29 protein-coding genes are annotated in these 25,445 nt (G+C 53.0%); 6 read left to right on the top strand and 23 right to left on the bottom strand.

Features of this window, described 5'->3' with window-relative positions:
* Positions 1-36: 36 nt before the first annotated feature.
* From pepN to moaB, 4 genes are read right to left on the bottom strand one after another with little or no spacing between them, the layout of a single operon-like run.
* Positions 37-2,679: an aminopeptidase N gene (gene pepN / locus EBB_RS00845; RefSeq protein ID WP_192393494.1), complete on the bottom strand. Its 2,643-nt coding sequence runs from the start codon at positions 2,677-2,679 to the stop codon at positions 37-39.
* A gap of 3 nt (positions 2,680-2,682) precedes the next feature.
* Positions 2,683-3,231: a phosphate-starvation-inducible PsiE family protein gene (locus EBB_RS00850; protein WP_192392051.1), complete on the bottom strand. Its 549-nt coding sequence runs from the start codon at positions 3,229-3,231 to the stop codon at positions 2,683-2,685.
* Entirely contained in the window at positions 3,232-3,603 is a 372-nt protein-coding gene (locus EBB_RS00855; RefSeq protein ID WP_192392052.1) for a DUF423 domain-containing protein, read from the bottom strand.
* On the bottom strand, positions 3,603-4,124 hold the full coding sequence (gene moaB, locus EBB_RS00860; protein ID WP_192392053.1) for a molybdenum cofactor biosynthesis protein B: 522 nt from the start codon (positions 4,122-4,124) through the stop codon (positions 3,603-3,605). The genes EBB_RS00855 and moaB overlap by 1 nt, the downstream gene beginning before the upstream one ends.
* Before the next feature lie 121 nt (positions 4,125-4,245).
* Here moaB and EBB_RS00865 point away from each other — a divergent pair, with 121 nt between their 5' ends.
* Both EBB_RS00865 and EBB_RS00870 read left to right on the top strand, forming a co-directional pair.
* A complete protein-coding gene (locus EBB_RS00865; protein WP_225587190.1) occupies positions 4,246-5,358 on the top strand; it encodes an AI-2E family transporter in 1,113 nt (370 codons plus the stop codon).
* Between the two features lie 502 nt (positions 5,359-5,860).
* On the top strand, positions 5,861-6,226 hold the full coding sequence (locus EBB_RS00870) for a Rieske (2Fe-2S) protein (protein ID WP_192392054.1): 366 nt from the start codon (positions 5,861-5,863) through the stop codon (positions 6,224-6,226).
* 74 nt (positions 6,227-6,300) lie between these two features.
* Here the strand turns inward: EBB_RS00870 and EBB_RS00875 are convergent, their stop codons facing one another.
* The 18 genes from EBB_RS00875 to EBB_RS00955 all read right to left on the bottom strand — a co-directional run bounded on the left by EBB_RS00875 (position 6,301) and on the right by EBB_RS00955 (position 21,535).
* Positions 6,301-6,768, bottom strand: coding sequence for a CBS domain-containing protein (locus tag EBB_RS00875; protein WP_192392055.1), 468 nt, complete (start codon positions 6,766-6,768; stop codon positions 6,301-6,303).
* 164 nt (positions 6,769-6,932) lie between these two features.
* Positions 6,933-7,436 (bottom strand): YgjP-like metallopeptidase domain-containing protein, encoded by a 504-nt coding sequence (locus EBB_RS00880; protein WP_192392056.1) that lies wholly within the window; start codon positions 7,434-7,436, stop codon positions 6,933-6,935.
* Positions 7,437-7,461: 25 nt separating this feature from the next.
* Complete coding sequence (locus EBB_RS00885; RefSeq protein ID WP_192392057.1) at positions 7,462-7,737, bottom strand: DUF5710 domain-containing protein; 276 nt, start codon at positions 7,735-7,737, stop codon at positions 7,462-7,464.
* A 155-nt stretch (positions 7,738-7,892) separates the two neighbouring features.
* Complete coding sequence (locus EBB_RS00890) at positions 7,893-8,042, bottom strand: hypothetical protein (RefSeq protein WP_165385908.1); 150 nt, start codon at positions 8,040-8,042, stop codon at positions 7,893-7,895.
* A gap of 137 nt (positions 8,043-8,179) precedes the next feature.
* Positions 8,180-8,971 (bottom strand): sterol desaturase family protein, encoded by a 792-nt coding sequence (locus EBB_RS00895; protein WP_192392058.1) that lies wholly within the window; start codon positions 8,969-8,971, stop codon positions 8,180-8,182.
* On the bottom strand, positions 8,971-9,366 hold the full coding sequence (locus EBB_RS26375) for a hypothetical protein (RefSeq protein WP_306789977.1): 396 nt from the start codon (positions 9,364-9,366) through the stop codon (positions 8,971-8,973). Before EBB_RS26375 ends, EBB_RS00895 begins: the two co-directional genes overlap by 1 nt.
* A gap of 27 nt (positions 9,367-9,393) precedes the next feature.
* Positions 9,394-9,654, bottom strand: a complete 261-nt coding sequence (locus tag EBB_RS26380) for a glycosyltransferase (protein ID WP_306789978.1) — start codon at positions 9,652-9,654, stop codon at positions 9,394-9,396.
* A 93-nt stretch (positions 9,655-9,747) separates the two neighbouring features.
* Entirely contained in the window at positions 9,748-10,029 is a 282-nt protein-coding gene (locus EBB_RS00905) for an antibiotic biosynthesis monooxygenase (RefSeq protein ID WP_192392059.1), read from the bottom strand.
* 20 nt (positions 10,030-10,049) lie between these two features.
* Positions 10,050-10,532 (bottom strand): cupin domain-containing protein, encoded by a 483-nt coding sequence (locus tag EBB_RS00910; protein ID WP_192392060.1) that lies wholly within the window; start codon positions 10,530-10,532, stop codon positions 10,050-10,052.
* A 64-nt stretch (positions 10,533-10,596) separates the two neighbouring features.
* Positions 10,597-11,445, bottom strand: a complete 849-nt coding sequence (gene murI, locus EBB_RS00915; RefSeq protein WP_192392061.1) for a glutamate racemase — start codon at positions 11,443-11,445, stop codon at positions 10,597-10,599.
* A gap of 28 nt (positions 11,446-11,473) precedes the next feature.
* Complete coding sequence (locus EBB_RS00920) at positions 11,474-12,100, bottom strand: glutathione S-transferase family protein (RefSeq protein WP_192392062.1); 627 nt, start codon at positions 12,098-12,100, stop codon at positions 11,474-11,476.
* 135 nt (positions 12,101-12,235) lie between these two features.
* Positions 12,236-16,198 carry a CHASE domain-containing protein gene (locus EBB_RS00925; protein ID WP_192392063.1) on the bottom strand — a complete coding sequence of 1,321 codons (3,963 nt, stop codon included), beginning with the start codon at positions 16,196-16,198 and terminating at the stop codon, positions 12,236-12,238.
* 198 nt (positions 16,199-16,396) lie between these two features.
* Positions 16,397-17,446, bottom strand: coding sequence for an NAD(P)-dependent alcohol dehydrogenase (locus EBB_RS00930; protein ID WP_192392064.1), 1,050 nt, complete (start codon positions 17,444-17,446; stop codon positions 16,397-16,399).
* Positions 17,447-17,530: 84 nt separating this feature from the next.
* Positions 17,531-17,776 carry a YfhL family 4Fe-4S dicluster ferredoxin gene (locus EBB_RS00935; protein WP_192392065.1) on the bottom strand — a complete coding sequence of 82 codons (246 nt, stop codon included), beginning with the start codon at positions 17,774-17,776 and terminating at the stop codon, positions 17,531-17,533.
* A 2-nt stretch (positions 17,777-17,778) separates the two neighbouring features.
* On the bottom strand, positions 17,779-18,264 hold the full coding sequence (gene coaD / locus EBB_RS00940; protein ID WP_192392066.1) for a pantetheine-phosphate adenylyltransferase: 486 nt from the start codon (positions 18,262-18,264) through the stop codon (positions 17,779-17,781).
* Between the two features lie 26 nt (positions 18,265-18,290).
* Positions 18,291-18,875 (bottom strand): 16S rRNA (guanine(966)-N(2))-methyltransferase RsmD, encoded by a 585-nt coding sequence (gene rsmD, locus EBB_RS00945; protein WP_192392067.1) that lies wholly within the window; start codon positions 18,873-18,875, stop codon positions 18,291-18,293.
* Between the two features lies 1 nt (position 18,876).
* Positions 18,877-20,175, bottom strand: coding sequence for a M16 family metallopeptidase (locus EBB_RS00950; RefSeq protein WP_192392068.1), 1,299 nt, complete (start codon positions 20,173-20,175; stop codon positions 18,877-18,879).
* Positions 20,165-21,535 carry a M16 family metallopeptidase gene (locus EBB_RS00955; RefSeq protein WP_192392069.1) on the bottom strand — a complete coding sequence of 457 codons (1,371 nt, stop codon included), beginning with the start codon at positions 21,533-21,535 and terminating at the stop codon, positions 20,165-20,167. Before EBB_RS00955 ends, EBB_RS00950 begins: the two co-directional genes overlap by 11 nt.
* 107 nt (positions 21,536-21,642) lie before the next feature.
* On the opposite strand from EBB_RS00955, the gene cyoE reads away from it, so the two are divergent.
* Together cyoE and EBB_RS00965 are read left to right on the top strand one after the other, a co-directional pair.
* Positions 21,643-22,533 carry a heme o synthase gene (gene cyoE, locus EBB_RS00960; RefSeq protein WP_192392070.1) on the top strand — a complete coding sequence of 297 codons (891 nt, stop codon included), beginning with the start codon at positions 21,643-21,645 and terminating at the stop codon, positions 22,531-22,533.
* Complete coding sequence (locus EBB_RS00965; protein WP_192392071.1) at positions 22,530-23,528, top strand: glycosyl transferase family protein; 999 nt, start codon at positions 22,530-22,532, stop codon at positions 23,526-23,528. Before cyoE ends, EBB_RS00965 begins: the two co-directional genes overlap by 4 nt.
* Before the next feature lie 25 nt (positions 23,529-23,553).
* Here EBB_RS00965 and EBB_RS00970 read toward each other — a convergent pair whose 3' ends face one another.
* A complete protein-coding gene (locus tag EBB_RS00970) occupies positions 23,554-24,186 on the bottom strand; it encodes a PilZ domain-containing protein (protein ID WP_192392072.1) in 633 nt (210 codons plus the stop codon).
* Between the two features lie 66 nt (positions 24,187-24,252).
* On the opposite strand from EBB_RS00970, the gene EBB_RS00975 reads away from it, so the two are divergent.
* Positions 24,253-24,843, top strand: coding sequence for a transglycosylase SLT domain-containing protein (locus EBB_RS00975; RefSeq protein WP_223146783.1), 591 nt, complete (start codon positions 24,253-24,255; stop codon positions 24,841-24,843).
* Positions 24,844-24,879: 36 nt separating this feature from the next.
* Positions 24,880-25,365 carry an FKBP-type peptidyl-prolyl cis-trans isomerase gene (locus EBB_RS00980; RefSeq protein ID WP_192392074.1) on the top strand — a complete coding sequence of 162 codons (486 nt, stop codon included), beginning with the start codon at positions 24,880-24,882 and terminating at the stop codon, positions 25,363-25,365.
* The last annotated feature ends 80 nt before the right edge of the window (positions 25,366-25,445 follow it).

Raw genomic sequence — 25,445 nt, forward strand, 5'->3', positions numbered from 1 at the left:
GGCTTATTTCGGCGCTAGTTTACGTGATTGTGACAACTACGCCAAACTCTTGCTGGCGATCTCATAGACATCCTTAGATAGATGCTCGGTAGCGACGATACGCTGTAATTGCTGTTTCATCAAGCCCTGCCGGGCTGCGTCATAACGCCGCCATTGCGCCAGCCCGGTCACCATCCGCGAGGCGATTTGCGGATTGAGGGTATTCAGCGCCAAAACCTGGTCGGCCAGGAAGCGATAACCCTCACCGTTTTGGGCATGAAAATGTAGCGGATTGGCTTGGCTGAAGGCGCCAATCAACGACCGCACCCGATTTGGGATCTTCATATCAAACGCCGGATGTTTCATCAAGGCCTGCACTGTGGCAAAGGTGTTAGGCATGCTGCTGGTGGCTTGCAAGGTAAACCATTTGTCGATAACCAGCGCTTCTTGCCGCCATTTCTCGTAAAAACTATCCAGACTTCTGGCCTTGGCCGGATGGTTACTGTTGACGATAGCCGACAACGCCGCCAATTGATCGGTCATATTCCGGGCGCTGTAAAATTGCTGCTCGGCAACATGATAAACGTCCTGATTTTCCAGCTTGCTCAAATAACTCAAACAGGCATTTTTCAAGCGCCGCCGCCCCACCGCTCCGGCATCGAAACTACCGGATTCGTCGCGGTGATGTTGGACATATAGCTGTTTAAACTCGGCTTGTAATTGCTCGGCCAGTGTCTTTTTGACAAACTCCCGGGCTTGATGAATCGCTTCGACATCGATAACAGCCATCTGCCCGGACAAATAACTTTCTTCCGGCAGCGCCAGCAGCAACGCTTGATAAGACAAATCACCGCCGCTATCGGTCAACACGCTACGATAGGCATCGACGATAACCGGCTCCAACTGCAAAGGCCGACCCAACTCAATAGCGTCGACCAGCTTAAAAATCACTTGCACCGCCAACTGTTGACCGGCTTCCCAGCGGTTAAAGGTATCGCTATCGTGCCGCAGCAGAAAGTCCAATTCGTCCAGGCTACGCTCCATTTTCAGGGTAACCGGCGCGGAAAAGCCTCTTAGCAGCGACACTACCGGCTGCTGCGATAACCTATCAAAGCTAAAGGTTTGCTCCGCTTCCGTGACATTCAAGGTGATTTCCGCCTGACTGGAAGCCTTGTAATGAATCTGCGCAGCCGAACCGTCGGCGGCGAGTAAACCCATTTTTAAAGGAATATGCAGCGGCGCTTTCACCGGTTGATTTGGGGTGGGTGCGCAGCTTTGCTGTATGGTCAAATGCAGATGTTGCGATTCGGCGTCGTATTGCTGACTGACCGTCAATACCGGCGTGCCGGCTTGGGAATACCAAAGACGAAATTGATTTAATTCCACACCGTTAGCGTCTTCCAAGGCCTTGACAAAATCCTCGCAAGTCACCGCCTGGCCGTCGTGGCGCTGAAAATATAAATCACAGCCATTTCTGAAACCGGCCGCGCCCAGCAAGGTGTGCAGCATCCTTACCACTTCCGCGCCTTTTTCATAGACGGTCAGCGTGTAGAAATTGTTGATTTCGATATACGCTTCCGGACGAATCGGATGCGCCAGCGGGCCGGCATCCTCGGCAAACTGCCGGGTGCGCAAGGCGTTGACGTCTTCGATGCGTTTCACGGCCGGCGAAGTGCGATCACCGCTGAATTGCTGGTCGCGGAACACGGTAAAGCCTTCCTTCAAACTCAACTGAAACCAGTCGCGGCAAGTGACGCGATTGCCGGACCAGTTATGGAAATATTCGTGACCGATCACGCCTTCGATGTGCTCGTAATCGCTGTCGGTCGCAGTATCCGGGCGCGCCAACACGAACTTGGTGTTGAATACGTTCAGGCCCTTGTTTTCCATCGCCCCCATATTGAAATGGTCGACCGCGACGATCATGTACAAATCCAGGTCGTATTCCAGGCCGTAAGTCTCTTCGTCCCAGCGCATCGCGTTTTTTAAGGACTGCATCGCGTGAGCGCATTTGTCGACATTGTGCTGCTCGACAAATATTTCCAGCGCGATATTGCGACCGCTCATCGTAGTAAATTGGTCAGCCACGCATTCCAACTGCCCGGCCACCAAGGCAAATAAGTAACAAGGCTTGGCGAAGGGGTCTTCCCAGCTTACCCAGTGCCGATTGCCATCCAATTCGCCGCTGCCGGTTTTATTGCCGTTGGACAGCAAGACCGGATATTTGCTCTTATCGCCAATCAAAGTGGTTTTAAAGCGGCTCATCACATCCGGCCGGTCCAGAAACCAGGTGATTTTCCGAAAACCCTGCGCCTCGCATTGCGTGCACAGCATGCTGCTGGACAGATACAAACCCTCCAGTGCGGTATTGGCTTGCGGGTTGATGATGTTTTCGATGACGACTTGAAACGGCCTGTCCTGCGGTACTTCATGCACGATCAAGGCTTCCTCGTCCAGCATATACTGGCTTTTCTCCAGCGCTTGGCCGTCTATCGCAATGCTCACCAGCTGCAATTCCTCGCCGAGCAATTTCAATGTAGCGCTGCTGTCCTGGCTCAGCGGATTGCGGCGTAAACTCAAGGTGGAGCGCACCTGCGTGCGTCGTTCGTCCAAGTCGAAATGCAATTCGACCTGATCGATCAGATATTCGGGCGGAGTGTAGTCTTTCAGGAAAACCGTTTGCGGGCTTGCATCGCGCATCATTTATCGCTCGTCTTGTTTGACAGGTTGTGGCGGTTTATAAGAAATCAGCCAGTAAGTAAGGCCCAGCGCCACGATGACCGCAGCGATGGCCATAATATAAGCCGGATCCAAATCCTTGAAATCCAGCATGATCACTTTTCGGGCCACGGCCATCAAAGCGGTGGCTATGACCATTTTAATCGGTAGCGTGTCGTGTTTGATGTACAGCGTGATGTTGATAAATATCTCTATCGCGATCAACACCGCCATGAATGACCCAAAAATCACCAGTATGTCGGAGACCGTCAGCATCAAAAACGGCGCCGCGACCACACGCTGATACATCACATAACCCACATCAGCCACGCCCCACAAAATCACCAACACCATCAGCACCGCCAATATTCTGACCGCGAAATGAATTACCGCATGCAGGACTTTGAGCATGGCATCTTCCGGAACCGGCGGCACTTTTACCTCGTGGCTTTCCTCGCGCAAATTGCGGTTAGCGTTAGGGCGAGAAGATGCTGGTGGTGGCATGGAAGGTCGAACGGGCGGTTTAGTGTCCATCTACAACTCCTGGTTTTTCTGCCAAGCCACATAAGCCAACAAAGCCCATGCGGCTAAAAAAGCCAGGCCGCCCAACGGCGTAATCATACCCAGCCAACCGATATTGAATATCGCCAGTAAGTATAGACTGCCGGAAAACAGCACGACGCCGGCCACCAAACACCAGCCGGCCCAGCGCAATAATTTATGCTCCGGTAACACCGCAATCAAGGCCAGAACCAATACATGCCACATCTGGTAGCTTACCGCGGTTTTATAAACATCCAGCAGATGTTCGGATAATAAATGCTTCAAGCCATGCGCACCGAATGCGCCCATCGCCACGCCGATAAATCCGCCAACGGCAGCTAGAAACAAAAAAGGTGGACGCATCATTTCTCCAACAGGCGCGGCATCAGTTGCACCAGATTACACGGCCGGGTGCGGTAATCCAATTGCTCCTTGATCAAGGACTCCCAGGCAGTCCGGCAAGCACCGGTCGAACCAGGCACGCAGAAAATATACGTGGCGTTTGCGACACCGGCGATGGCCCGCGATTGCATCGTCGAGCTTTTGATGTCCTGATAAGAAAGCATCCGAAACACTTCGCCAAAGCCATCCAATACTTTATCCAGCAGCGGCTGAATCGCTTCCGGGGTGCCATCGCGCCCCGTCACGCCGGTGCCGCCAGTGGTAATCACCGCATTGACCTGCGGATCGGCGATCCAATGACTGACGGCGGCGCGGATCTGGTAAATGTCGTCGGGGACGATTTTTTTATCGATCAAGTTATGACCGGCAGCAGTCAAACCGGTCACTAAGGTTTGCCCGGATACGTCGTCCAGTTCGGTACGAGTATCAGACACCGTCAACACGGCAATATTGATAGGAATAAACTCGCGGACTTCGCTCACGGCAGGGCTCCAGATAAAGGCTACCGCATTCTATGTAAAGCGCCGCCGGACAAGCAAGCATTGTTTAATTCGCTGGCTGTCATACCGGCTTAACCGATAATGCCGTAAACTCCGGACATTGATGTCAATTCAGTTAGCTGCCGCCTACTCGATCATGCCTATCCAGATTTCCCGTTACGAAAAAATCGCCAGTCTGGCCGCCTTGTGCCTGCTGCTATTTGCCTGCTATCAGGTATTAAAACCGTTTATTTTCGATTTGTTGTGGGCGGCAATTCTGTGTTTTGTCACCTGGCCGCTATATCTGCGTTTGCGCGATTGGAAGCTAACCGCCAACTGGGCCGCCACCGCCATGGTCCTGCCGATAGGCATATTACTGCTGACGCCGTTCGTCGCCGCCACGCTGACATTTACCGAAGACATAAACCACTTGCTGCAATGGCTGAATCAAAGCCGGCATGTGTGGCCGGAAGCGCCGGCTTGGCTGCAATCCTTGCCCTTAGTCGGCGACAACGCTGTCGCGGCCTGGCAAAGCGTCGGCGAAGACTCCAGCCGCCTCGTCAATCTGGCCCGGCAATATGCTTTGGGCGCCAGTAGCTGGTTGCTGCAACAAGGCATAGGTTTGGCCGGCGAGCTGATGCATATGGGCCTGGCTATTTTGGTGCTGTTTTTTTTCTATCGCGACGGCGAGCGCGTTGCTCAGCATGTCGTGATTGGCGTCGAACGCCTGGCCGGCGAACGCACCCAACGCATCTTGCACATCGTGCGCTCCAGCCTGAGGGCGGTGGTATACGGCATACTCGGCACCGCGTTGGTACAAGCACTGGCTTCCATCCTGGGTTTTGTGATTGCCGGCGTGCCTTACGCCTTTGTACTGGGCGTCATCGCTTTCTTTTTAATGATCATCCCTGCGGCCGGGACGGTGATTTGGCTGCCGATTGCCTTGTGGTTGCTGGCAGAAGGCGAGACCGGCTGGGCGATCTTCATTGCCCTGTGGTTTTTGCTGTTCGTGGGCACGATAGACAACTGGCTGCGGCCGATATTGATCAGCAGGGAAGTGGAATTGCCGTTTGTGTTGATCGTATTCGGCATTTTCGGCGGCTTGTTGGCGTTTGGTTTTATCGGCGTATTCATCGGCCCAACCTTGCTGGCCACCAGTTACGCCCTGATCCTGGACTGGCTGATCCGTAACGAACACGAGGAACAAAACAACGAAGCCGGCTTGAATGACAGCTGATTTTGCGGCTAGTTGACTGCAATACCAACGCTGATTGCCGGCCCCACACTAGACTGAAATACGCCAAAGTAAGTTATTGCTATCATTGTCGCCAGTTTCCTGGTAGATTCGAAGCCGTGATCGAACCGCAGTGAGATCACAAACGACCGACAATGACAGCAAAACTGCAACCTTGCCCCTCGTACTCCTACCGTCTCCTCTTGTAATTGCCTTCCGGCAGCCCGAAGAAACGTCTTAATTAATTCAGCACTACCCCAGCAAAAATCGAGGCTTTATGATTTTACGCACACCCCCGCCACCCCGTATCGGCTGGCACTACGATACCTATTTCCTGGCCCAATTAAACAAAACCAAGAAACAGGCAACAGCGTCTTAATACCCGCTAGTTCGAATACGCTCGCTAAACTATAGCGACAAACGCCAATTCGCCGACGATTGGTCATTGAAACCAAAAGTTTTGTGGCCTGAGGTTTGCTTCCGTCACTGACGGAGGATAAAAATCATGTCGGTGAAACACCCCTTTACCATCTGCCACGCGCAACAAGTTCCCGAACTCGGCAAATTTTCGTTTAACCTGCTGTATCGAGGCACGCCGCGACATGCGGTTCTGGTGCGCTTCCACGGAGCGGTTTACGGCTATCTAAACCAATGCGTACACATGCCTAAGACGTTGGATTGTGAGAACAACAACATTTTCGACGCATCCGGACGCTATTTGCAGTGTTCCATGCACAGCATTTGCTACGACCCGGTCAGCGGCGAGTCTTTAAGCGAAATTTGTTTGGGCAAAAAGCTGACCGCATTAAAGGTCAAAGAACAAGACGATTGGATTTATTTAGTGGATAAGAGGACCACAATTAGCGAGTGAGGCCTGGACCCGGGGCGAACAATAAGCATCGCCCCATTGACTTTCAGACGGTTGCCCGGCAAACCCATCCGACCTTAGCCGTGCGCGGCGCCTTCCTTAATCTGCTGTTCCAGCTTTTCGTGCGCGCGTTCCAACTTGGCAAACACTCTTAAAATATCGGTAGCGGATAATATGCCTACCAATTTGTCTTTTTCCACCACCGGCAAAGCGCCGACTCTGTGTTCCGCCATCATTGCCGCTGCTTCCGAAGCAGGCGTTTCCGGGGTAACGGTGTAAACGCCGCGATGCATGATATGCACGACTTTTTGCGAGACCACATGCAGTTGGGTGTTGTCTTTGTTTGTCTCGACTGCATTGGAATTACTTTTTGGCCCCAGAGCCTTGTATAAATCCCGGTCGGAAACAATACCGACCAATTTGCCTTTTTCAACCACAGGCAAGTGGCGGATTTTCTCGTAATGGATCAAAAAGAACACACGATCAATCAGATCGTGCGGTTCCACGGTAAATACCTTGGTGGTCATTAACTCTGCTACACGCATGCTGTTTCTCCAATAAAAATGTCTAAAAAAGTAAGTAAATTCTGACGCAATAGTGACACTATAGCCAGGCAAAATTAAGAAATATCGCCGATTGATGGCTTCACGCAACCATTCAGTCGCGAAGAACGGGTCGTGAACCCTTCGCCCGCGGCGTTTAAATCAATTCAATAAATCGTCCCGCCCAAATCCAGACAGGTCAGATAAAGCCGCATATCAAATTCCCATTGGTGATAGTCCGGCGCCATGTACTCGCATAATTTGTAAAACGCCTTGTTATGCTGTTTTTCGCGCAGATGCGAAAGCTCATGAACGACGATCATCTGCAAAAACTCCGGCGGCGCCAGTTTAAAGATCGCGCCGATGCGAATTTCATTTTTTGACTTTAAATTGCCGCCCTGCACCCGCGAGACTACCGAATGCAAACCCAAAGCCTGATGCAAGACATCGATTTTGTCGTCGTAAACAACTTTACTGAGAGGGCTGGATTGCCGCAGAAATTGATTTTTAAGATCCATCGTGTAGACATAAAGCGCCTTGTCAGTCTTAATATCATGCGGCCGGGGGTATTTTTTCAGCAGTAGCTCGGGCAGTTTGTCGCTGTCGATCAGCGCATGCACTTGCGCGGTGATGGCAGGCGCATAGCAGGCCAGGTATTTTAACGGGCGCATAAGCTAAAACCGCGCACCGCTTGGTTCAATCCCATGGCGGCTCGTCTCCGTCATAGGCTACGAAGTTTTTATCGCTTGACCGAGTTGTGCCGCCGACGACACTGTCGGCTTTTGAACTTTTCGGCTCGCCGCCGGGCAATTGCCCAACACCGGACTCCACCTGCCATTTGGCAAACAGCGCCACGTCTTTATTGGCGGGGACATACCATTTCTTGACAGCAGCATCCCATCTGGCGCCAAGCGCTTTCGCCGCATCCTTTTCGGCATAGGGTACGTTCAGATAAATTTTCGCGTCAGCCATTTACCGCAGCCGGTCAAAGATTAATTGCATCGCAATATTGTAAAGCATTGCTTATGCAAGCGACGCGGATAATCCAATCTTAGCTAGAAAACCTAACGCTGAACCCGTTTATCAAAATGCCCGCCGGCTCAGCCAGGCGGCAGGACAATCAAGTTCTAAGGTTTTTTGCGACTCGAACCCATAGTGCTGGCAAAAGTGGTCGCCGCGAACAATGCCGAGGAAACAATAAAATCACCCGAAATAAACTCAATAACGCCAGTCACAAACACCAGCCCGGTCAAAATATCTTTATGTAAGCGTTTCATGGTCGCTTCCCGAAGTAATTAATGCATTTAGACTATATGCCCGCCTACATTAATTAACAATGACACTAAAAACACATTGATTAATCGCTAAAAGGAAACAACCTAATAAACCAAACCCCAAGCCGGTTTAACTGGGCTTATCGACTACGTAGACGCCGAAACGGCAGCGCCAACAGACCGACAAAGCCCAGTTGGTTACTATCGCGAAACTCGGACAAACCTATCATCATGGCAGTCTGTGCTTCGCGCGCTTGTGGACAATAGGTTTTGAACAATCTATCCCAGCATGACAGCGAGAAGCCGTAGTTGCTGTCGGTTTCCGGTTGAAATGCCGAGTGATGAATGCGATGCATGTCGGGTGTCACTATCAAATAGCGCAAGCCGCGCTCTAGCGCAGGCGGCAAGCCGACATTACCGTGATTGAATAACGCGCAACCGTTCAATATGACTTCAAAAGCGATCACCGCGAGCGGATCGACCCCGAGCAACAGCACCAGCGCAACCTTGTAAAGCATGGATAGCATGATTTCCAAGGGATGAAAGCGCACCGCTGTCGTGGTATCGAAATCCATATCGCTGTGATGCACTTGATGCAACCGCCAGAACCAGCGCCAGCGATGGGCGGCGATATGTTGGGCGTAAATTGCCAGATCCAGCAGCAACAGGCTCAGCGTTATCGACAACCAAAGCGGCACCGGCAACACATGGAATAAACCGATTTGTTGCTCGGCAGCCCAATTCGCAGCCAGCCAAGCCGCGGCACCGATGCTAAGCCGCATCACGCCGACATTCAGAATCGCCAAGCCCAGGTTGACCGGCCAGCGTCGGCGGCGCTCTGCCGCCAATCGCCGCTTGGGCCGCAACCACTCCCAGGCCGCCATTAACAAGAATATCCCCAAAAACACGCTCAAGCGCACCATTGCTTCCATCACTGCCTCCGATAATACCGCGCCGCCAGTGCATCCGGATGAGCTCCGAAAAAATACCGCAGCCGCAAGCACCACATCAATAATATCGTTCTGAGGATACCGTGTTGTTGCCAACGCCGCGCGGCAGTAACGACCTTAGCCTTTAAACAGCAAGGTTTACCGAGCTTTTTCAGCGCCGCACTGATGGCAATATCTTCCATCAACGCAATTTCCGGAAAACCACCCACAGCCTGAAATGCCTGGCGGGTGATGAAAATGGCTTGATCGCCGGTAGCAATACCGGTCAACCGGGAGCGCGCGTTCATCATGCCGGCAATCAATTTAAAAATGGCTTGAGGGCTGTCGAATTGCACATCAAAACGCCCCCACGACCAGCCTTGCTCGACCGCCGACAAAATTAAATCGATAGCCTGATCCGGCAGCTAGGTATCTGCATGCAAGAACAGCAACACCTCGGCTTGGGCGTGATGCACACCCAGGTTCATTTGCCTGGCCCGCCCACGCTGACTTTGCAAAACCTGATCGACCAAAGGCTTCGCCATAACTGGACTGGCATCACGACTGCCGCCATCGACCACCAGCAATTCGCAGCGCGATCTCAGCGCCTGCAAGGCTTGCAATGTATCGGCAAGCCGCGCCGCCTCGTTGACTACCGGAATGACAATGCTAATCTGGGGTTTCATTGAGCTAACGCATCTTCGTCTGCACTACCGATTACAGTTCGTTTCTAACAAAGGCAGCAACGCTTGTGCCAGCAGCATTGAGCAAGACCGCGATTAAAGCACGCCCCGCTCTATCTCTTGCAAATAGATAAATTCCGGTGCTTTTACGCCGGCCTGTTTTCTGATTTCCACCAATTCGGCTGACTCGAAAAAGCACCGGGCAGCGTCCAGCGAGGTCCAAGCAGAAAAGTGGACGATATTATTGGCATCGTTATCGTAGCGCAGCAGTTGGTAGCTGATTTCTCCTGCGCATTTCCTGATCTCGGCTGCCTGATCGAAAATCTGCTTCCAGGCCGGGTAGGCGGCAACCTCATGGATGATTAGTACGTGTGGCATAGACTTCACTCCTTGCGGTCCTATGGTTCGTAGGGCTCGCCGTCTTTATGGGCGAATTGCCAATTGCCGTCTACCAGCAACGCTTGCAAGTCATCGTCCGGGTAAATGACGGCGTCACCAGCCGTCCTGTCGCCGATTTCCAGGTATTGCACCTCTGCGTTCGAGCGATTCAGCAACTGGTGCGCATTGCCGGTGCCGGCTTTAAACCCTGCGCACATACCCGGCGCAAGCATAGTTTCCCCTGCATCCGTCACCAGTATTGGGTGGCCTTGCAATATGTAAATAAACTCGTCTTGCAGCGAATGCGCGTGGCGTAAAGCCGAACAGGCACCGGGCGCCAGCATGCTTAGATTGACACCAAAATTTGCCAGGCCGAATAGATCGCCGAGGCGGCGCTTTTCTCGCCCCGCCATGCGCGAGGCAAATGGCTCCGGGTAGAGCGATGTAGTCCGCGCCCTCAAATCTTCCGCCGCCACGGCGATTGGCGTATGTTTAATGTTCATGCTTATCTCGCAAGTAGAAATCCGCGCGCAAAGCCTAAGGCCTTCAGCATCTGGCCCGGTTTTTTTAAAATCCAGTGGATATTAGCCCAAGCCTTTGGGCACGATAACCAAGCTGGCTGACATCCTGAACAAGCACACGACTTCCCCAAAGCGCCGAGATTATCATGCTCGCTGGTTCGGCAGCGGTGCTTGAAAAAAAGCTGACCTCTGCGGCGCGCTCAGCGGAAACCGGCAGAAGATTGCCTTGCAGACGCCGCGCCAGCTCTTTTGCCACGGCGGTAGCCGGGTCGATTATCGCCAGGTCAGGTCCCACAATTTCGCGAATCAGCGGCGCCAGAAACGGGTAATGCGTGCAGCCTAATACGATGGTATCGGCACCGGCCAGCAACAGCGGCGACAAGTAACCGACCAAAAGCTCGCGGGTCACATCACTGTGCAATTGCGCCTTTTCAACTTGCTCGACCAGACCGGGACAAGGCTGCAACAATATTGCAATGTCTTTACCGTAGGCCGCGCACAGCCTGGCGACACTAGGACTGGCCAGCGTGCGGCTGGTGGCCAGCACACCGATCACTCCGGATTTCGTGGTTTGCGCCGCTGGTTTGATGGCCGGTTCCATCGCCACCACCGGCACCGGGCACCAAGCACGCAGCTTTTCGATTGCGACCACGGTAGCGGTGTTACAGGCCACCACGATGGCCTTCACACCGGCATCAAGCAGCAGCTCGGTAATCGTTGTAGCCCTATCCGCAATAAACTCCGCATCCCGGTCACCATAGGGTGCATAGCCGGAATCTGCCACATACAGCAAATCTTCCATGGGTAGCGCCGCGCGGATGGCTCGCAGCACGGACAGGCCGCCAACGCCGGAATCGAATACGCCAATGGGGGCGTCAGTGCTTAACGCTGTCATGGATGGATACTGTCTATTCTCAAATCGATCAGGCCTGGCGCTGTTGCAAATATTCTTCGTTAAGACGGATGGCTTGCAGGGCTGCCGGACGCGCATAGATCCGCGCCACATATTCCTCGAACAACGGGCGCTTCTCGATGCTGCCGAACATCATGCCCCAACCCAGCTGCGAGCCGACATAGACATCCGCAGCGGTAAATTGCTCGCCGCAAATATAAGGTCCGGGCCGCAGGGCTGTTTCGACGGCATTAATTGCCGCCTCGTAACTACCGAAGCCGACAAAGCCATTTTTGCCCTCAGGCACCTGCCAACCCAAGGTCTTGGCGGTAACGGCCTGTTCCAGCGGACCGGCCGCGAAAAACAGCCAACGAAAATAGTCCGCTCGGGCGGGATGGTTTGCAGCCGGCAGCAGATTCTTCTGCGGAAAACGATCAGCCAAATACGCGCAAATGGCGGCGGTTTCCGTGACGAACGCCGCACCGTGTTTCAGCGCCGGCACTTTGCCCAGCGGGTTAAGAGCTAAATAGTCGGGGCTTTTCATCGCGGCACCGAATTCCAGCCAGACCGTTTCGTAAGGCTCGCCGATTTCTTCCAGCATCCAGTGGACGATGCGCCCACGCGACTGCGGATTGGTATAAAACACCAGATCGTTCATTGTGCGATTCTCCTTGGCGGGATGTTGAACTAACGGTATATGGCGGCGGATTTTACACCGATAAACTCGCCCCGACTCAGACGATCTTTTGGGGCCGGCTGTAGATTCTGACTCATCAGGAACAATATTCAGCAGCTATCCCAGCGTTTCCAATGCAGTCAGTGATTCGGTCACTACCCGTTTGAACTCGGCGTAGTCGGCCTGATTTAAACTGTCCTGCTCGAGCGACATACAAAATGTTGTCGCTGCCTGCTCCACACGATTTGCCCCCAAGTTAGCGGCTACGCCTTTCAAACCATGCAGCAGGTCTCGCGCCTTTTGCAAATCGCGCTTACCCAGCAAATCATCCAGCTCTATCAACGTGCTTGCGATGCTATTTCTGAAACTACCCAGTAACTCGCTCAAAAAGCCTTCGTCGCCATCCAACAGATCCAGCGTGTTGCTGAAATCAAAACCGGACAAATCTCGTAAGCTAAACGCGGAAACGTCAAGCTCATGTTTAACGGTCCCGTTTGCCGAAGCGCCAACCGGACCTCGCCTTATCTGCCGGCACAACACCTCAACCAGCTGCATCGGTTGAATCGGCTTGACGACAAATTCGTTCATGCCGCTGGCCAGGCATTTGTCCCGCTCCTCTTGGGTCACACCGGCGCTCAGTGCAATAATCGGCAGGGATTTATACTCGGGGTTACGGCGAATCTGTTCGGTGGCAGCTAAACCGCTCATCACCGGCATATGAATATCCATCAGCACCGCATCATAAGCATGCTCTGCCAACATAGCCAGGGCATCGCGGCCGTTGCCAGCAAGATCGACACTAACCCCGCATAAGGCCAAAAATTCCTGCAAAATTTTCTGATTGATAGCATGGTCTTCGGCCACCAGGATACGCATGCCCCGCAATGCGCTACCTTGCTCGGCAAGAGTCTTAGACAAGCCACCGGCCTGGGTGTCAGTATGCTGCCGCGCCGCCGGCAAGTCGGCTTGCTGCGCGGTAACGCCTAGCACTAAGTCAAAACTAAAATTCGAACCCTGCCCCGGATTACTTTCGACATGAAAATCACTGCCCATTAGTTGCAGCAGCTTTTGGCTGATGCTCAAGCCCAACCCTGTGCCACCGAAGCGGCGAGTAATCGACCCATCCAACTGACTGAAGGAACGAAACAACTTAGGCAGATCCGCTTCGGGAATGCCGATACCGGTATCCATCACGCTGAAACGAATCTTTACTTGGGCACCTTGCAATTCCAGCAAGGCCACTTGCAGCGTGACGCTGCCTTGTTCAGTAAACTTCAGCGCATTTCCCAGCAAGTTGGAGAGAATCTGTTGCAAACGCAGCGCATCACCCACCAAGCTTAAGGGCACATCGGGCGCAACGTCTATCTTGATGTCCAGACATTTTTCCGCGGCGTACAGGGCGAACAGATTATGCAGGTTATCCAACACGTTATTCAGGTTGAATTCGACCTGTTCGACACCCAGTTTACCGGCCTCCATTTTTGAGAAGTCGAGAATGTCGTTGAGTATGCCGAGTAAACTGACCGAACTACCATGAATCTTTTGCAGATAATCCCTTACCTCAGCGGATACCGGCTTATTCAATGCCAGCTGCGACAAACCGATTACGGCGTTCATCGGTGTGCGGATTTCGTGCGACATGTTCGCCAGAAACTCCGATTTGAAGGCCGCCATGCTCTCGGCGGCTTCTTTGGCTTCGATCAAGGCCTGTTCCACCCGCTTCTGCTCGCTAAGATCGCGAACCACGCTTTGTAACACCACGTGGCCGTCCAGGCTAATCCGCGCCAGCTTCACCAAAGCCGGGAAAATACGGCCGTCGGCACGCCGATGCAGCCACTCGAACTCCAAGTGGCCGTTTTTGATCGCCTTAGCCATATACTCGTTCGCCAGCTCTACTGAATCCCTGCCGTTTGCCTGGTTTGGCGGCGAAACCTTACCTGGGTGCAAGCGGCAGAACTCGGACACGGCGTCGTAACCGAATAAATCCAAGGTAGCCTGGTTACAATCCAGAAACCCGCTGCTATCGGCCATCATGACTGCATCGCTGGAACTGTTGAACAGCTTTCGATACTTCAACTCGCTTTGCTGCAGCACTTCTTTATTGGCTTTGGCTTGGGTAACGTCCTCGGCAATGAACCAAATATAATCGTGACCATCGGTGCCGGCGACTTTGGTGCCGCTTAGTTGCAACGACACTGGCCGCCCTCTTTTATGGGTAAACGTGGCTTCGTCCGAACCATACTGCCCGGTTCTGGCTAACCAATTTAATTGTTCGGCCAAACTCTGCTCTTTATCGGCGGATAAGCTTAAATAATCCAGCTGTTTGAGTTCGTCCTCCGCATAGCCTGTCATCCGTTGGAACGCATGATTGAATTCAACGAATTTGCCCTGCACGTCCAGTAAAGCGATGCCCAAGGGCGATAGCTCGTATAAATCCCGAAGCTTTTGGCCCTTCTCCGCCAAGCTGATATAAGCATTCTTTAAGCTTGAGTTTGCCGCATCAAGCTCGGCGGTACGCTGATCGACCAGTGCCGCCACCATCGCCGCCCTGCCGGTGGCCGACAACAAGTAAACACTTAACAGCATGGTAAACAGCAATCCACCCAGCAACACCATCCACGGTAACCACGAGGCATGCGTCGCAATAAACACGGCTTCCGGCTGGGCCATAACTTCCAACAACCGATTGCCAAAACGGATGGAATACCTGGACTCGTTTATGCCGGTCGTCAACGGTTTCAGCGCCCCGTACAACGGTATGGCGTGGTTTTCCGCATCGTAATAGAGTAATGCCACGTTCATATCTTCAAGATTTAAGCCTTGCATGGCCGCCTTCACCAAGGAATCGATGCGCACCACTGTGGACAAAAATCCGCTAAACACTGGCTCCGAACTGTTGGTATTAGCCAGGTATACAGGCATCATCAGCAATAAGGCTTGATTAGCTTGCCCATCTTGCACCAATTGAATAGGCCGGGTGACGCTGACTGCTTGACTGGACCTGGCTTCCGTCAACGCTTCTCGGCGATTGGCCTCGGAATTCAAGTCAAAGCCCAGCGCCGGTTTATTAGTTGATAAAGGCTCGATGTAGGTGACCGGGAAATACTCGGCACGCTCCTGAGCCTTGATAAACTGGCGATCCGCAACCAGCTCCTTGATCGTAAAATCTTTATATCCTTCATCGCGGAACGACTGTTCGTAAGACGCCCGCTGTTCGTTGGGGATCTGGGATACCCAGCTCAGCGCTTGAATGTGCGAATTTTGTGTCAGCACACCATTAGCAAAAACGCCGAATTTATCCCGGTCAACCGGTCCGGCCGCTTGAAAGAAACTATTGAGCGAAAAGGACGCTTTTAACACGGCGGAAAAGTTGTCTGCCAAGGCTTTATTAACCGCGCTGGCATTGCTGTCAAATTGCAACTGTAGCCGACTATCTTCCGCTCGCAAAACCAGTAGAAAAGTAACGATCAGCCCGGCCAACATGGCTACCAGAGGCATAGCCACGCCTATCAGCCTGGGGCGCCAGAGCGCTCTTGGCTCTGCAAACAAGCAAAAAACCAAGGGGGATATAATGATGGTCCCCAAACAATCGCCTATCCACCAATTCCACCAAGCCACCAAAATGTTGGCATGGGTTAAAACACCCAATCCAAGCAAGGTGCTGACCCCGAAGGAGGCGGCGATCAAACAACTTAAAGGTCCAACTAATAAGACATACCGAAAAATTTTTTTGCCGTTATCCAAGCGCGGCGCGCCTTGCTCCAGAAAGCGTTGCGACAACCAAGCACCGGCCAATGCTTGCAACGTGCTTCCAACAGCAATGCCCATTGCGACATACGCCGCCTGCGGGGTCAACTCACCGCTTAGATCATAGCCATAGAACAGATTGGTCAGGAACGATCCGCACCCTATCGCCGGCCAAACTTTCTTGCCCCAGAGTAATACCGCAGCCAGCGCAATCCCGGCCGGCGGCCAAATCGGGCTGGCATAGCCCGGCGGTAAAGCCAGACGCAGCCCTGCCCACCCCGCGAACACAATACTGGCTATCAGAAAAATATATCGGTAAAAGCTCAAACGCATTCCTTCTCTGCCCAACAAGCCAAGAAAAGTGAGAGAAGGTGATTATAGGTCAAATGTTTTGCTAGAGATGCGGATAGGCCAAAACCCAAACCATCCGCTATGACAAGGCTTCATCGCAAATCCAGTTTAGCAACTGGGCTCCCGCCGACGCGGGAGCGACGATACTTAGAGGGCCGTGACAATCTTTATGACAGGCACTTAGCCCGGTAAGGTTGCCATATCGATCACAAAGCGGTATTTCACGTCGCTTTTCAACATGCGCTGATAGGCATCATTGATGCCGGCCATCGGAATCAGCTCAATATCGGACACAATGCCGTGCTCGGCGCAGAAATCCAGCATTTCCTGGGTCTCACGGATGCCGCCGATCAGCGACCCGGCCAACGCACGGCGGCGAAATATCAGGTTGCCAACGTTCGGCGAGGGATGCGGCTCGGACGGCACGCCGACCAGACACATCGTGCCGTCGCGCTTCAACAGACTGAGATATTGATCCAGATCGTGCTGCGCGGCGACGGTATTTAAAATGAAATCAAAGCTGTTTAAATGCTTTTCCATCTCGTCGGCGTGTTTGGAAATTACCACTTCGCTCGCACCCAAGCGTTTAGCATCCGCTTCTTTACCTGGCGAAGTTGTAAACAACACGACTTCCGCACCAAAGGCGTGGGCAAACTTCAAGCCCATGTGACCTAATCCGCCCAATCCAACGATGCCTACTTTGTGGCCTTTGCCGATTTTCCAGTGCCGCAACGGCGAATAGGTGGTGATGCCGGCACATAACAAGGGCGCTACCGCCGCCAATTCCAGCTTATCGGAAACACGCAACACAAACCCCTGATCGACCACGATCTGGCTGGAGTAGCCGCCGTAAGTCATTTTGCCGGTGTGTTTGTCCGGGCTGTTGTAGGTAAATATTGTCTGGTCGCAAAACTGTTCCTGATGATCTTGGCAATCAGGGCAGACACCGCAGGAATCCACCATGCAGCCTACCCCGGCCAAATCACCCAACTTGAAATTAGTCACTTGGGAGCCGACTTCTACCACCCTACCGACAATTTCGTGGCCCGGCACTATCGGAAACGTCGTGCCGCGCCATTCGTTGCGCACTTGATGCAAATCGCTATGGCAAACCCCGCAATACAGAATTTCGATACGCACATCCGTGGGGCCGGGTTGCCGGCGCTCGAAATGAAAAGAACGTAGCGGGGTTTGCGGGTTGTAGGCAGCATAGCCAACCGTTTTAAGCATATCGATCTCCTGCGTTTAGAAGGTTTACTGATTGCCCCTGCGCCGACCCACTTGGCAGGATGGCGCAACAGCCAATTCCGGATGCTAACTCGTCAATTTCAAATACTTCTGATACAGGCTGTCCTTATCCTCCACCACATCCGGATCCTTATCGATACAATCCACCGGACAAACTTCCATGCACTGCGGCTTGTCGTGGTGGCCTATGCATTCAGTGCATAGGGACGGATTGATCACGTAAATATCATCACCTTGCGAAATGGCGCCGTTCGGGCACTCCGGTTCGCAGACATCGCAGTTGATACAGTCGTCGCTGATAATGAGCGCCATAATTACTCCTCGGAAAATTTTTCGGTTAAGCGTTGTTTGACGACATCCGGCACGAAGCTCGACACGTCGCCGTTCAGTTGGGCGATTTCGCGGATCATGCTGGACGAGATAAATTCGTATTGTTCGGCGGGGGTGAGAAATACCGTTTCGATATGGGGCGACAGGCGGCGGTTCATACCGGCCAATTGAAATTCGTATTCAAAATCCGACACCGCGCGCAAGCCGCGGATGATCACGCTGGCTTGATGTTGCTTGGCGCATTCGACCAGCAAGGTGTCGAAACCGATCACGCTGACATTGCTGAACTCGGTGACCACTTCCTGAATTAACGCAACGCGCTCTTCCAGCGAAAATAGCGGCTGTTTGCCGCGACTGACCGCGACGGCAACAATCACATGTTGGTAAAGTCGGGAGGCGCGGTGGATCAAGTCCAGGTGACCGTTGGTGATGGGATCGAAGGTGCCGGGATAAATCGCGGTAATGTTCATCGGCTTTAGAAACAGGCAAAAGCGGCTTATCTTAAACCATTCGCCGCGGCAAAAGTATCCGATTGCTTTTGCAGCAGGTGGTAGCTGACTTCGCCGGCCGTCTTGGCTTTCAGCAAGCGCCAGCCGGCGGGCAGATCGTCCAGCGGCCGATTGCGTTCGCATTCCAGATAGATTTTGGCGTAATCGGCCAGCCAACCCTTGGCATCCAACAACTGGCAGGTCGGCCCGATTAAATCTTGCCCAAACGGCGGATCGAGGAACACCAAATCAAATGGCTGCGCCGGCCCGTTTAAAAAATGACTGACATCCTGTTGCACCACCTGAATCTGCTTTGCTGCCAATTTGGCGATGTTCTCGCGGAGCTTTTGACAACTACCGGGATTGTTTTCCACTTGCACCACGTGCTTGGCACCCCGCGAGGCAGCTTCCACCCCCAGCGCACCGCTGCCGGCGTACAAATCCAGGCAGCGGCTATTCAGAACGTCGGCTTGCAGCCAGTTGAACAAGGTTTCCCGCACCCGCGACGGCGTCGGCCGCAAACCCGGCGCGTCGTCGAATACGATTTGCCGGCTACGCCATTCGCCGCCGATGATGCGGATTTGGTTAGACATTTTATTTACCGGCACCGACCGTCACGGTTTGCAACAGCTCAGGTTTTACTCGGCGTTTGAACGCATCCTTGATTTGCTCGATACTGACGGCTTCGATATTGCTCTGAAAGGTATCCAGATAATCCAGGGGCTGCTGATAAAAGCCGATCATCGCCACATAATCGGTCAGCTTGCTGTTGGTATCGAAACGCATCGCAAAGCCGCCAGTGATGTTTTGCTTAGCAGCGGTCAGCTCTTTATCGCTGGGGCCTTTTTCCAGAAACTCGTTGAAAGTCTTCAGCAACACATCCAAAGCTTGCTCGGTTTGATCATTGCGGGTTTGCAAACTCATCATAAACGGCCCTTGCCGGTACATCGGCGCAAACACACTGTACGCACCATACGCCAATCCGCGTTTCTCCCGCACTTCTTCAAACAACCGGGAAACCATGCTGCCGCCACCCAAAATATGGTTGCCTACGTACAAGGCGAAATAGTCTGGATCCTTGCGATAGGTGCCGGGCAAACCGACCAACACATGGGTTTGCGTGGAAGGAAACTCGATGTGCTGCTTGCTGGCTTTGCTGGGCATCGTCACAGCAGGGATTTCGGCGGGTTTGCTGCCGACCGGTAATTTGCTCAGCAACTGATTCGCAGTCTGCTCAGCTTGCTCCCGACTGACGTCACCGACGATGACCACCATTGCGTTGGCAGCCACATAGTATTTTTGATAAAAGTTTTTCAGATCATCAGCGCTAAAACCGGCCACTGTTTCCACCACACCCGTCTCTGGATGGGCGTAGGGGTGATCACCGTACAACGCTTTATTGAAGGCAATACCGGCCAGCTCGCCCGGCGATTCTTCCCGGTGTTTCAAACCGGCCAGAGTACGGGCTTTTTCCCGCTCAAAGTCGGCTTGATTAAAGGCCGGCTTGCTCAACACGGTTTCAAAAGTCGCCAGGGCTTTGTCAAACAAGGCTTTTTCGGTCAAGGTTCGCACCGCCAGCCAAGCCATGTCTTCGCTGACGCCGGCTGAATAGTTGGCGCCTACCGATTCGAAGCGCTGGGCAATGTCGTCGGCGCTCAACTCACCGGCGCCGCTATCCAGCAACGCAGAGGTCAACGCGGCAACGCCGAACTGCGCTTCGTCGCGGGCGCTACCGGCATCGAATACTACTCGCACGTCCACCATCGGCAAACCGGCGGTGCGTACGTAGTAAACCCGGCTACCTTGCGGGGTTTGCCAGTTTTCGATTTTGGCGGCGGACCAGACGGTCTGGCTCAACAGTAATAATGCCAAACCAATTAAATTAAAATGCATGATGGCCTCCTATGGCTTTTGCAGGTTTGGCGGCTTGAGTGATCGGTTGCGGTTCGAGATAAGCGACGGTCAAGGTGTCCTCGATCAAATATTTACGCGCCACTTCCCTAACCTGCTCGGCGGTGACTTGATTGACCTTGTCCACATACTCGTCGGCTTTTTGCCAGCCGATACCCACGGTTTCCAGCGTGCCCAACTGCATGGCTTGATAGAAGTTGGAATCTTTCTGATACACCGCGCTGGCCAACACTTGCGCCTTGATGCGTTGCAATTCGTCCTTGGCTATCAGTTCGTTCTTCAATTGATACACTTCATCCAGCAAGGCGTATTCCAGATCAAATACGGTTTTGCCTTCGGCGGGGGTGGCTTCCAATAGAAAAACATCGGGCAAGCGCGAGGTAAAGTCATAACCAGCACCGGCCGATACCGCGATTTGCTTGCCCCTCACCAGACGCGAAGACAAGCGAGCACTATCGCCGCCGTCCAGCACGCCCGCCAGCACTTCCAGCGCGTAGGCCTCCCATTCCGGCTTGGCGGTTTTTAATACCGGCACTTTATAGCCCATCATCAGGTAGGGCAGTTTGGCTGGAGCTTTCACGGTGATGCGCCGCACGCCTCTCTGCTCGCTTTCATCCTGAGGCTTTACCGGCTTCAACACGCTGGGTTGTAGCGGCGCGAAATATTGCTCAGCCAGCTTTTCGACTTGCTGCGCATCGACATCACCGACCACCACCAACGTGGCGTTATTGGGTGCGTACCATTGCTGATACCAGGCTTGCAGGTCTTCGACTTTATAATTGGCAATATCGGACGGCCAACCTATAACCGGATTTTGGTACGGGCTGTTAGTGAAAGCCGTCGCCATGAATTGCTCATGCACTTTGGCGCGCGGCTGGTCGTCGGTGCGCATGCGCCGTTCTTCGGTGACCACTTCCAGTTCTTTTTTCAGTTCCTCGGCTTTTAAGTCCAGATTGCGCATCCGGTCGCTTTCCAGTTTAAAGCTGATTTCCAGACGCGATTTTTCCAGGGTTTGGAAATAAGCCGTGTAATCCTGACCGGTAAACGCGTTCTCGTTGCCGCCGTTTTCGGCGATGATCCGGGAAAACTCGCCGACCGGATATTTTGCGGTGCCTTTGAACATCATGTGTTCCAGCATGTGCGAAATCCCAGTGATACCGCCCGGCTCGTAACTGGACCCAACTTTGTACCAAACTTGCGATACTACCACCGGCGAACGATGGTCCTCCTTTACCAATAGTTTTAAGCCGTTGCTGAAAACATGTTCGTGTACCTTGCCGGCCTCGGCATGAGCCGCGACAGCAGGGCAAAGCAGCGCTAACGCCGCGAGCCTATAGTTCATAAATCCCTCGTTGACTAAAAGATGGTGAGCGCTTGTGATTATTTTAATAATCAATGGTTCACTGTTATTCTATATGTTTAAAGACCTGTAAATCCATTTGGTACTTGATGACCGACACCACCTCCGCGCTATCCTGGAAAGACTACTTAGAACTCTGTAAGCCCAGAGTCGTGGCATTGATCGTGTTTACCGCCATCGTCGGCATGTTGCTGGCCGTGCCAGGGATGCCGCCGCTGGATAACTTTTTCTACGGCAGCATAGGCATCGCCCTGGCGGCATCCTCGGCAGCGGCGATCAATCATTTCATCGACCAAAAAGCCGATGCGCAGATGGGCCGCACCAAGAACAGACCACTACCTACCGGCCATTTAAACTCGTACCAGGTCTTGGTGTTCGCTAGTTTTATCGGCTTTGTCGCCATGGCCATCCTGACCATCAAAATCAACGTGTTGACCGCCTTCTTGACGTTTTTGTCACTGATCGGCTACGCATTAATTTATACGGTATACCTTAAAAAATTGACGCCGCAGAATATCGTCATAGGCGGCGCGGCCGGCGCAGCGCCACCGGTATTGGGCTGGGCGGCGATTACCGGCGAAGTCCATCCGCACGCCTTACTACTGTTTTTAATTATCTTCGTTTGGACCCCGCCGCACTTTTGGGCTTTGGCTATCGCCAAGCGCGACGAATACGCCAAAGTTGCAATACCAATGTTGCCGGTCACGCATGGCGTGGAATTCACCCGGCTACAGATTCTGCTTTACACCATTTTATTGCTGATTAGTACGCTGCTGCCCTATCTAACCGGCATGAGCGGCGTGATTTATTTACTGGCCGCCGTGATATTAGGCTTGGGTTTTATCTATTACGCCGTGCAAATGATGCGTAAAAAAGACAATAAAACTGCAATGCGCACCTTCGGCTACTCCATTGTTTATCTGATGCTGATTTTCGCGGCGTTGCTGATCGATCATTACTTCCCACTGTCATTCTCATGAGCTTGTTGACCCAGGAACATCCGTTCGCGGAATTTATCAAGATACTTGGTAAAGGCAAAAAAGGCGCCCGGCCGCTAACCCAAGACGAAGCCTACCGGGCCATGCAAATGATCTTGGCCGACGATCAAGTCGAGCCAATTCAACTTGGCGCGTTTTTGATGCTGATGCGCGTCAAGGAAGAAACCTGCGAAGAATTGGCCGGCTTCGTGCAGGCTGCACGGGAGAGTTTTGCCTTCGAATCGAAAGTAGCCGTCGATTTGGATTGGTCGTCTTACGCCGGCAAACGCCGCCATCTGCCCTGGTTTTTGTTATCCACGCTGCTGCTGGCCGAAAACGGCATAAAAGTATTCATGCACGGCGCCGGCGGTCACACCCAAGGCCGTTTGTATACCGAGAACGCGCTGCAAGCCCTGGGAATCAAAGCTGCAACCTCGATAACCGAAGCCGGCAAACAATTAGAGCAAGGCAATTTCAGCTATCTGTCACTGGAATTTATTTGCCCAAAACTGTACGACATGATCAATCTGCGGCCGGTTATGGGCTTGCGCTCGCCGGTGCATACCCTGGTTAGACTATTGAATCCGTTCGACGCCACAGCCAGCATTCAAGGCATCTTTCATCCCAGCTACCGGCAAGTGCATCAAAAAGCCGCGTTGCTGCTGAATCAAAAACACATGGCGGTGTTAAAAGGCGAAGGCGGCGAAACCGAGCGCAATCCTGATGTGGAATGTTTGGTGCAAAGCGTCAATAACGGTGAGCTTAACGATGAGACCTGGCCGGCCTTGTTTGAACGTCGGCATATGAAAGCCGAAGACATGGGCCCGCAGCTATTGGCGCAGTTCTGGCGCGGCGAGGTTAACGACGAATTTGGCGAGGCAACCGTGATAGCGACTGCAGCGGTGGCATTGAAGCTATTGGGCAAAGCCGACAACCAAGAACAAGCCCACCAATTGGCGACGGACTTTTGGGCCGCGCGCAATCGGCAGCGTTTTTAAATCTCAGCCCGACAGCACTTTAAATCTAGCCTGCTTCCAACGGCGGATAGCTAAAATTAGGAATCCCCTTAATGTAGTCGCGCTGCAAATGCAGATACTGCAAGCCCATCAGCGTGGAAATCTCGTCGTGATCAATCCAGACCACTTTAACCTCGCCTTCCAGATTCAAATGTTTGTAATCGAACTTGGCCACCGTACCGTCCGGCACTTCAACTCTGCCCAGCATGCGTATCATCAAACCATCCACCGAGACATTTTCGGTATTGAACGCATAATCGTTGCCGTTGAAGACAATATGGCCGGGCGCGGTCATGTTTTTGCGGTAGGCGCGACGGCTGTAGAGCAAGTTATCGGTATCGTAAGACAGGTTGCGAAACTCGATGGCAATTTCAAATCCGTCCTCGGCTGCTTCGGCGCGCACCATTTCCGCCTCGCCGGCCAAGCGCATACTGGGCAGATAAAAATCGACTATCGGCGAAACTTGCAAAGCATTAAAAATGTCTTTGATGCCATTGACCTGAGGCTCGACCTTTAACACCGCCAGCAAGCCGGACAACGACAGATTCACGACCCAAATTTCGTGTTCTTCAAAGCCCAGATATAGCAATCCTTGGCTAGCCAGGTTTTTGCGATAAGCGCGTTTTTCGGTCGTTGGCATGATAATCCTTCTGTTTGGCAGGGCTTTTGAAAGGTAAGTCCTTTTAGCAATCTATTTTATTGAGACATGAAAAGCAGAATAATTTCTCTCGCTAGTCTAGCCGTTTTATCGGCGTGTACAACCATGCCGCCGAAAAACCCGGAAAATATCTGTCAAATCTTCCGGGAAAAAGACGACTGGTATCAAGCCACCTTAAGTTCTGCGCGGCGCTGGGGCGTACCGATTGCGGTGCAGATGGCCATCATCAACCAGGAATCCAGCTTCGTTGCCGACGCCCAACCGCCCCGGCCCTTGATTCTGGGCTTTATCCCGTGGTTTCGTTCCAGCAGCGCTTACGGCTATCCGCAAGCCAAGGACGAAACCTGGGCGGACTACCAGCAAAAAGCCGGCAACGGCTGGGCCGATAGAGAGGATTTTGCCGACAGCTGCGACTTCGTGGCTTGGTATTGCGCCACCAGCAACCGCAAGTTGGGCATCCCCACCTCCGAAACAGACAAACTATATCTAACCTATCACGAAGGGCTTGGCGGCTATCAGCGCAGCAGTTACTTATCCAAGCAATGGTTGCTGAACACCGCGCAAAAAGTCCATCAGCGCGCCTTGCGTTACGACGCGCAACTGGCAAGCTGCCGGCAGGAGCTGGAACAAAAAAACTGATAAACTAGCCGCCCCAATCATCTAACGGGAGTTTTCATGAAATCCACGAAACAACGTGTCATCGCCATTTTAATCGCATTTATTACAGGATTTGCTATGTTCTCACTGGCCAACGCCAACGCCCCCACCCCAGCCGAAAATAAAGCCGCCGGGGAAAAATTTCTGGCCGAAAACGCCAAAACCGCCGGCGTGGTCACCACCGCCAGCGGCCTGCAGTATGTGGTATTCACCGAAGGCACCGGCGCGCAACCCAAAGCCACCGACAACGTCACCGTCCATTACAAAGGCACCACCATCGACGGCAAGGAATTCGACAGCTCCTACGGCCGCGGCGAACCCGCCACTTTTCCATTGAACCGCGTCATCGCGGGCTGGACCGAAGGCGTGCAATTGATGAAAGAAGGCGCGAAATACCGTTTCTTTATTCCTTCTAACCTGGCTTATGGTGAGCGTGGGGCGGGACGGGATATTGGGCCGAATGCGGCGCTGATTTTTGATGTTGAGTTGATTAAGGTCAACTGAGTTTTTGTGTCGCTAGCGCGACGGATTATTTAGAAGTCGGGTCTCGGCCCGACGGCCGAGACACTTTCTTTTGCTCCGCC

Source organism: Methylomonas fluvii, assembly GCF_014850975.1.
GTDB classification, from domain to species: domain Bacteria; phylum Pseudomonadota; class Gammaproteobacteria; order Methylococcales; family Methylomonadaceae; genus Methylomonas; species Methylomonas fluvii.

What these genes read in the sequence shown, in the direction of transcription:
- pepN (WP_192393494.1), bottom strand. Translation starts at nt 2,679, where the DNA reads ATGCGCGATGCAAGCCCGCAAACGGTTTTCCTGAAAGACTACACTCCG.
- EBB_RS00850 (WP_192392051.1), bottom strand. Translation starts at nt 3,231, where the DNA reads ATGGACACTAAACCGCCCGTTCGACCTTCCATGCCACCACCAGCATCT.
- EBB_RS00855 (WP_192392052.1), bottom strand. Translation starts at nt 3,603, where the DNA reads ATGCGTCCACCTTTTTTGTTTCTAGCTGCCGTTGGCGGATTTATCGGC.
- EBB_RS00865 (WP_225587190.1), top strand. Translation starts at nt 4,246, where the DNA reads ATGTCAATTCAGTTAGCTGCCGCCTACTCGATCATGCCTATCCAGATT.
- EBB_RS00870 (WP_192392054.1), top strand. Translation starts at nt 5,861, where the DNA reads ATGTCGGTGAAACACCCCTTTACCATCTGCCACGCGCAACAAGTTCCC.
- EBB_RS00875 (WP_192392055.1), bottom strand. Translation starts at nt 6,768, where the DNA reads ATGCGTGTAGCAGAGTTAATGACCACCAAGGTATTTACCGTGGAACCG.
- EBB_RS00880 (WP_192392056.1), bottom strand. Translation starts at nt 7,436, where the DNA reads ATGCGCCCGTTAAAATACCTGGCCTGCTATGCGCCTGCCATCACCGCG.
- EBB_RS00885 (WP_192392057.1), bottom strand. Translation starts at nt 7,737, where the DNA reads ATGGCTGACGCGAAAATTTATCTGAACGTACCCTATGCCGAAAAGGAT.
- EBB_RS00890 (WP_165385908.1), bottom strand. Translation starts at nt 8,042, where the DNA reads ATGAAACGCTTACATAAAGATATTTTGACCGGGCTGGTGTTTGTGACT.
- EBB_RS00895 (WP_192392058.1), bottom strand. Translation starts at nt 8,971, where the DNA reads ATGGAAGCAATGGTGCGCTTGAGCGTGTTTTTGGGGATATTCTTGTTA.
- EBB_RS26380 (WP_306789978.1), bottom strand. Translation starts at nt 9,654, where the DNA reads ATGAAACCCCAGATTAGCATTGTCATTCCGGTAGTCAACGAGGCGGCG.
- EBB_RS00905 (WP_192392059.1), bottom strand. Translation starts at nt 10,029, where the DNA reads ATGCCACACGTACTAATCATCCATGAGGTTGCCGCCTACCCGGCCTGG.
- EBB_RS00910 (WP_192392060.1), bottom strand. Translation starts at nt 10,532, where the DNA reads ATGAACATTAAACATACGCCAATCGCCGTGGCGGCGGAAGATTTGAGG.
- murI (WP_192392061.1), bottom strand. Translation starts at nt 11,445, where the DNA reads ATGACAGCGTTAAGCACTGACGCCCCCATTGGCGTATTCGATTCCGGC.
- EBB_RS00920 (WP_192392062.1), bottom strand. Translation starts at nt 12,100, where the DNA reads ATGAACGATCTGGTGTTTTATACCAATCCGCAGTCGCGTGGGCGCATC.
- EBB_RS00925 (WP_192392063.1), bottom strand. Translation starts at nt 16,198, where the DNA reads ATGCGTTTGAGCTTTTACCGATATATTTTTCTGATAGCCAGTATTGTG.
- EBB_RS00930 (WP_192392064.1), bottom strand. Translation starts at nt 17,446, where the DNA reads ATGCTTAAAACGGTTGGCTATGCTGCCTACAACCCGCAAACCCCGCTA.
- EBB_RS00935 (WP_192392065.1), bottom strand. Translation starts at nt 17,776, where the DNA reads ATGGCGCTCATTATCAGCGACGACTGTATCAACTGCGATGTCTGCGAA.
- coaD (WP_192392066.1), bottom strand. Translation starts at nt 18,264, where the DNA reads ATGAACATTACCGCGATTTATCCCGGCACCTTCGATCCCATCACCAAC.
- rsmD (WP_192392067.1), bottom strand. Translation starts at nt 18,875, where the DNA reads ATGTCTAACCAAATCCGCATCATCGGCGGCGAATGGCGTAGCCGGCAA.
- EBB_RS00950 (WP_192392068.1), bottom strand. Translation starts at nt 20,175, where the DNA reads ATGCATTTTAATTTAATTGGTTTGGCATTATTACTGTTGAGCCAGACC.
- EBB_RS00955 (WP_192392069.1), bottom strand. Translation starts at nt 21,535, where the DNA reads ATGAACTATAGGCTCGCGGCGTTAGCGCTGCTTTGCCCTGCTGTCGCG.
- cyoE (WP_192392070.1), top strand. Translation starts at nt 21,643, where the DNA reads ATGACCGACACCACCTCCGCGCTATCCTGGAAAGACTACTTAGAACTC.
- EBB_RS00965 (WP_192392071.1), top strand. Translation starts at nt 22,530, where the DNA reads ATGAGCTTGTTGACCCAGGAACATCCGTTCGCGGAATTTATCAAGATA.
- EBB_RS00970 (WP_192392072.1), bottom strand. Translation starts at nt 24,186, where the DNA reads ATGCCAACGACCGAAAAACGCGCTTATCGCAAAAACCTGGCTAGCCAA.
- EBB_RS00975 (WP_223146783.1), top strand. Translation starts at nt 24,253, where the DNA reads ATGAAAAGCAGAATAATTTCTCTCGCTAGTCTAGCCGTTTTATCGGCG.
- EBB_RS00980 (WP_192392074.1), top strand. Translation starts at nt 24,880, where the DNA reads ATGAAATCCACGAAACAACGTGTCATCGCCATTTTAATCGCATTTATT.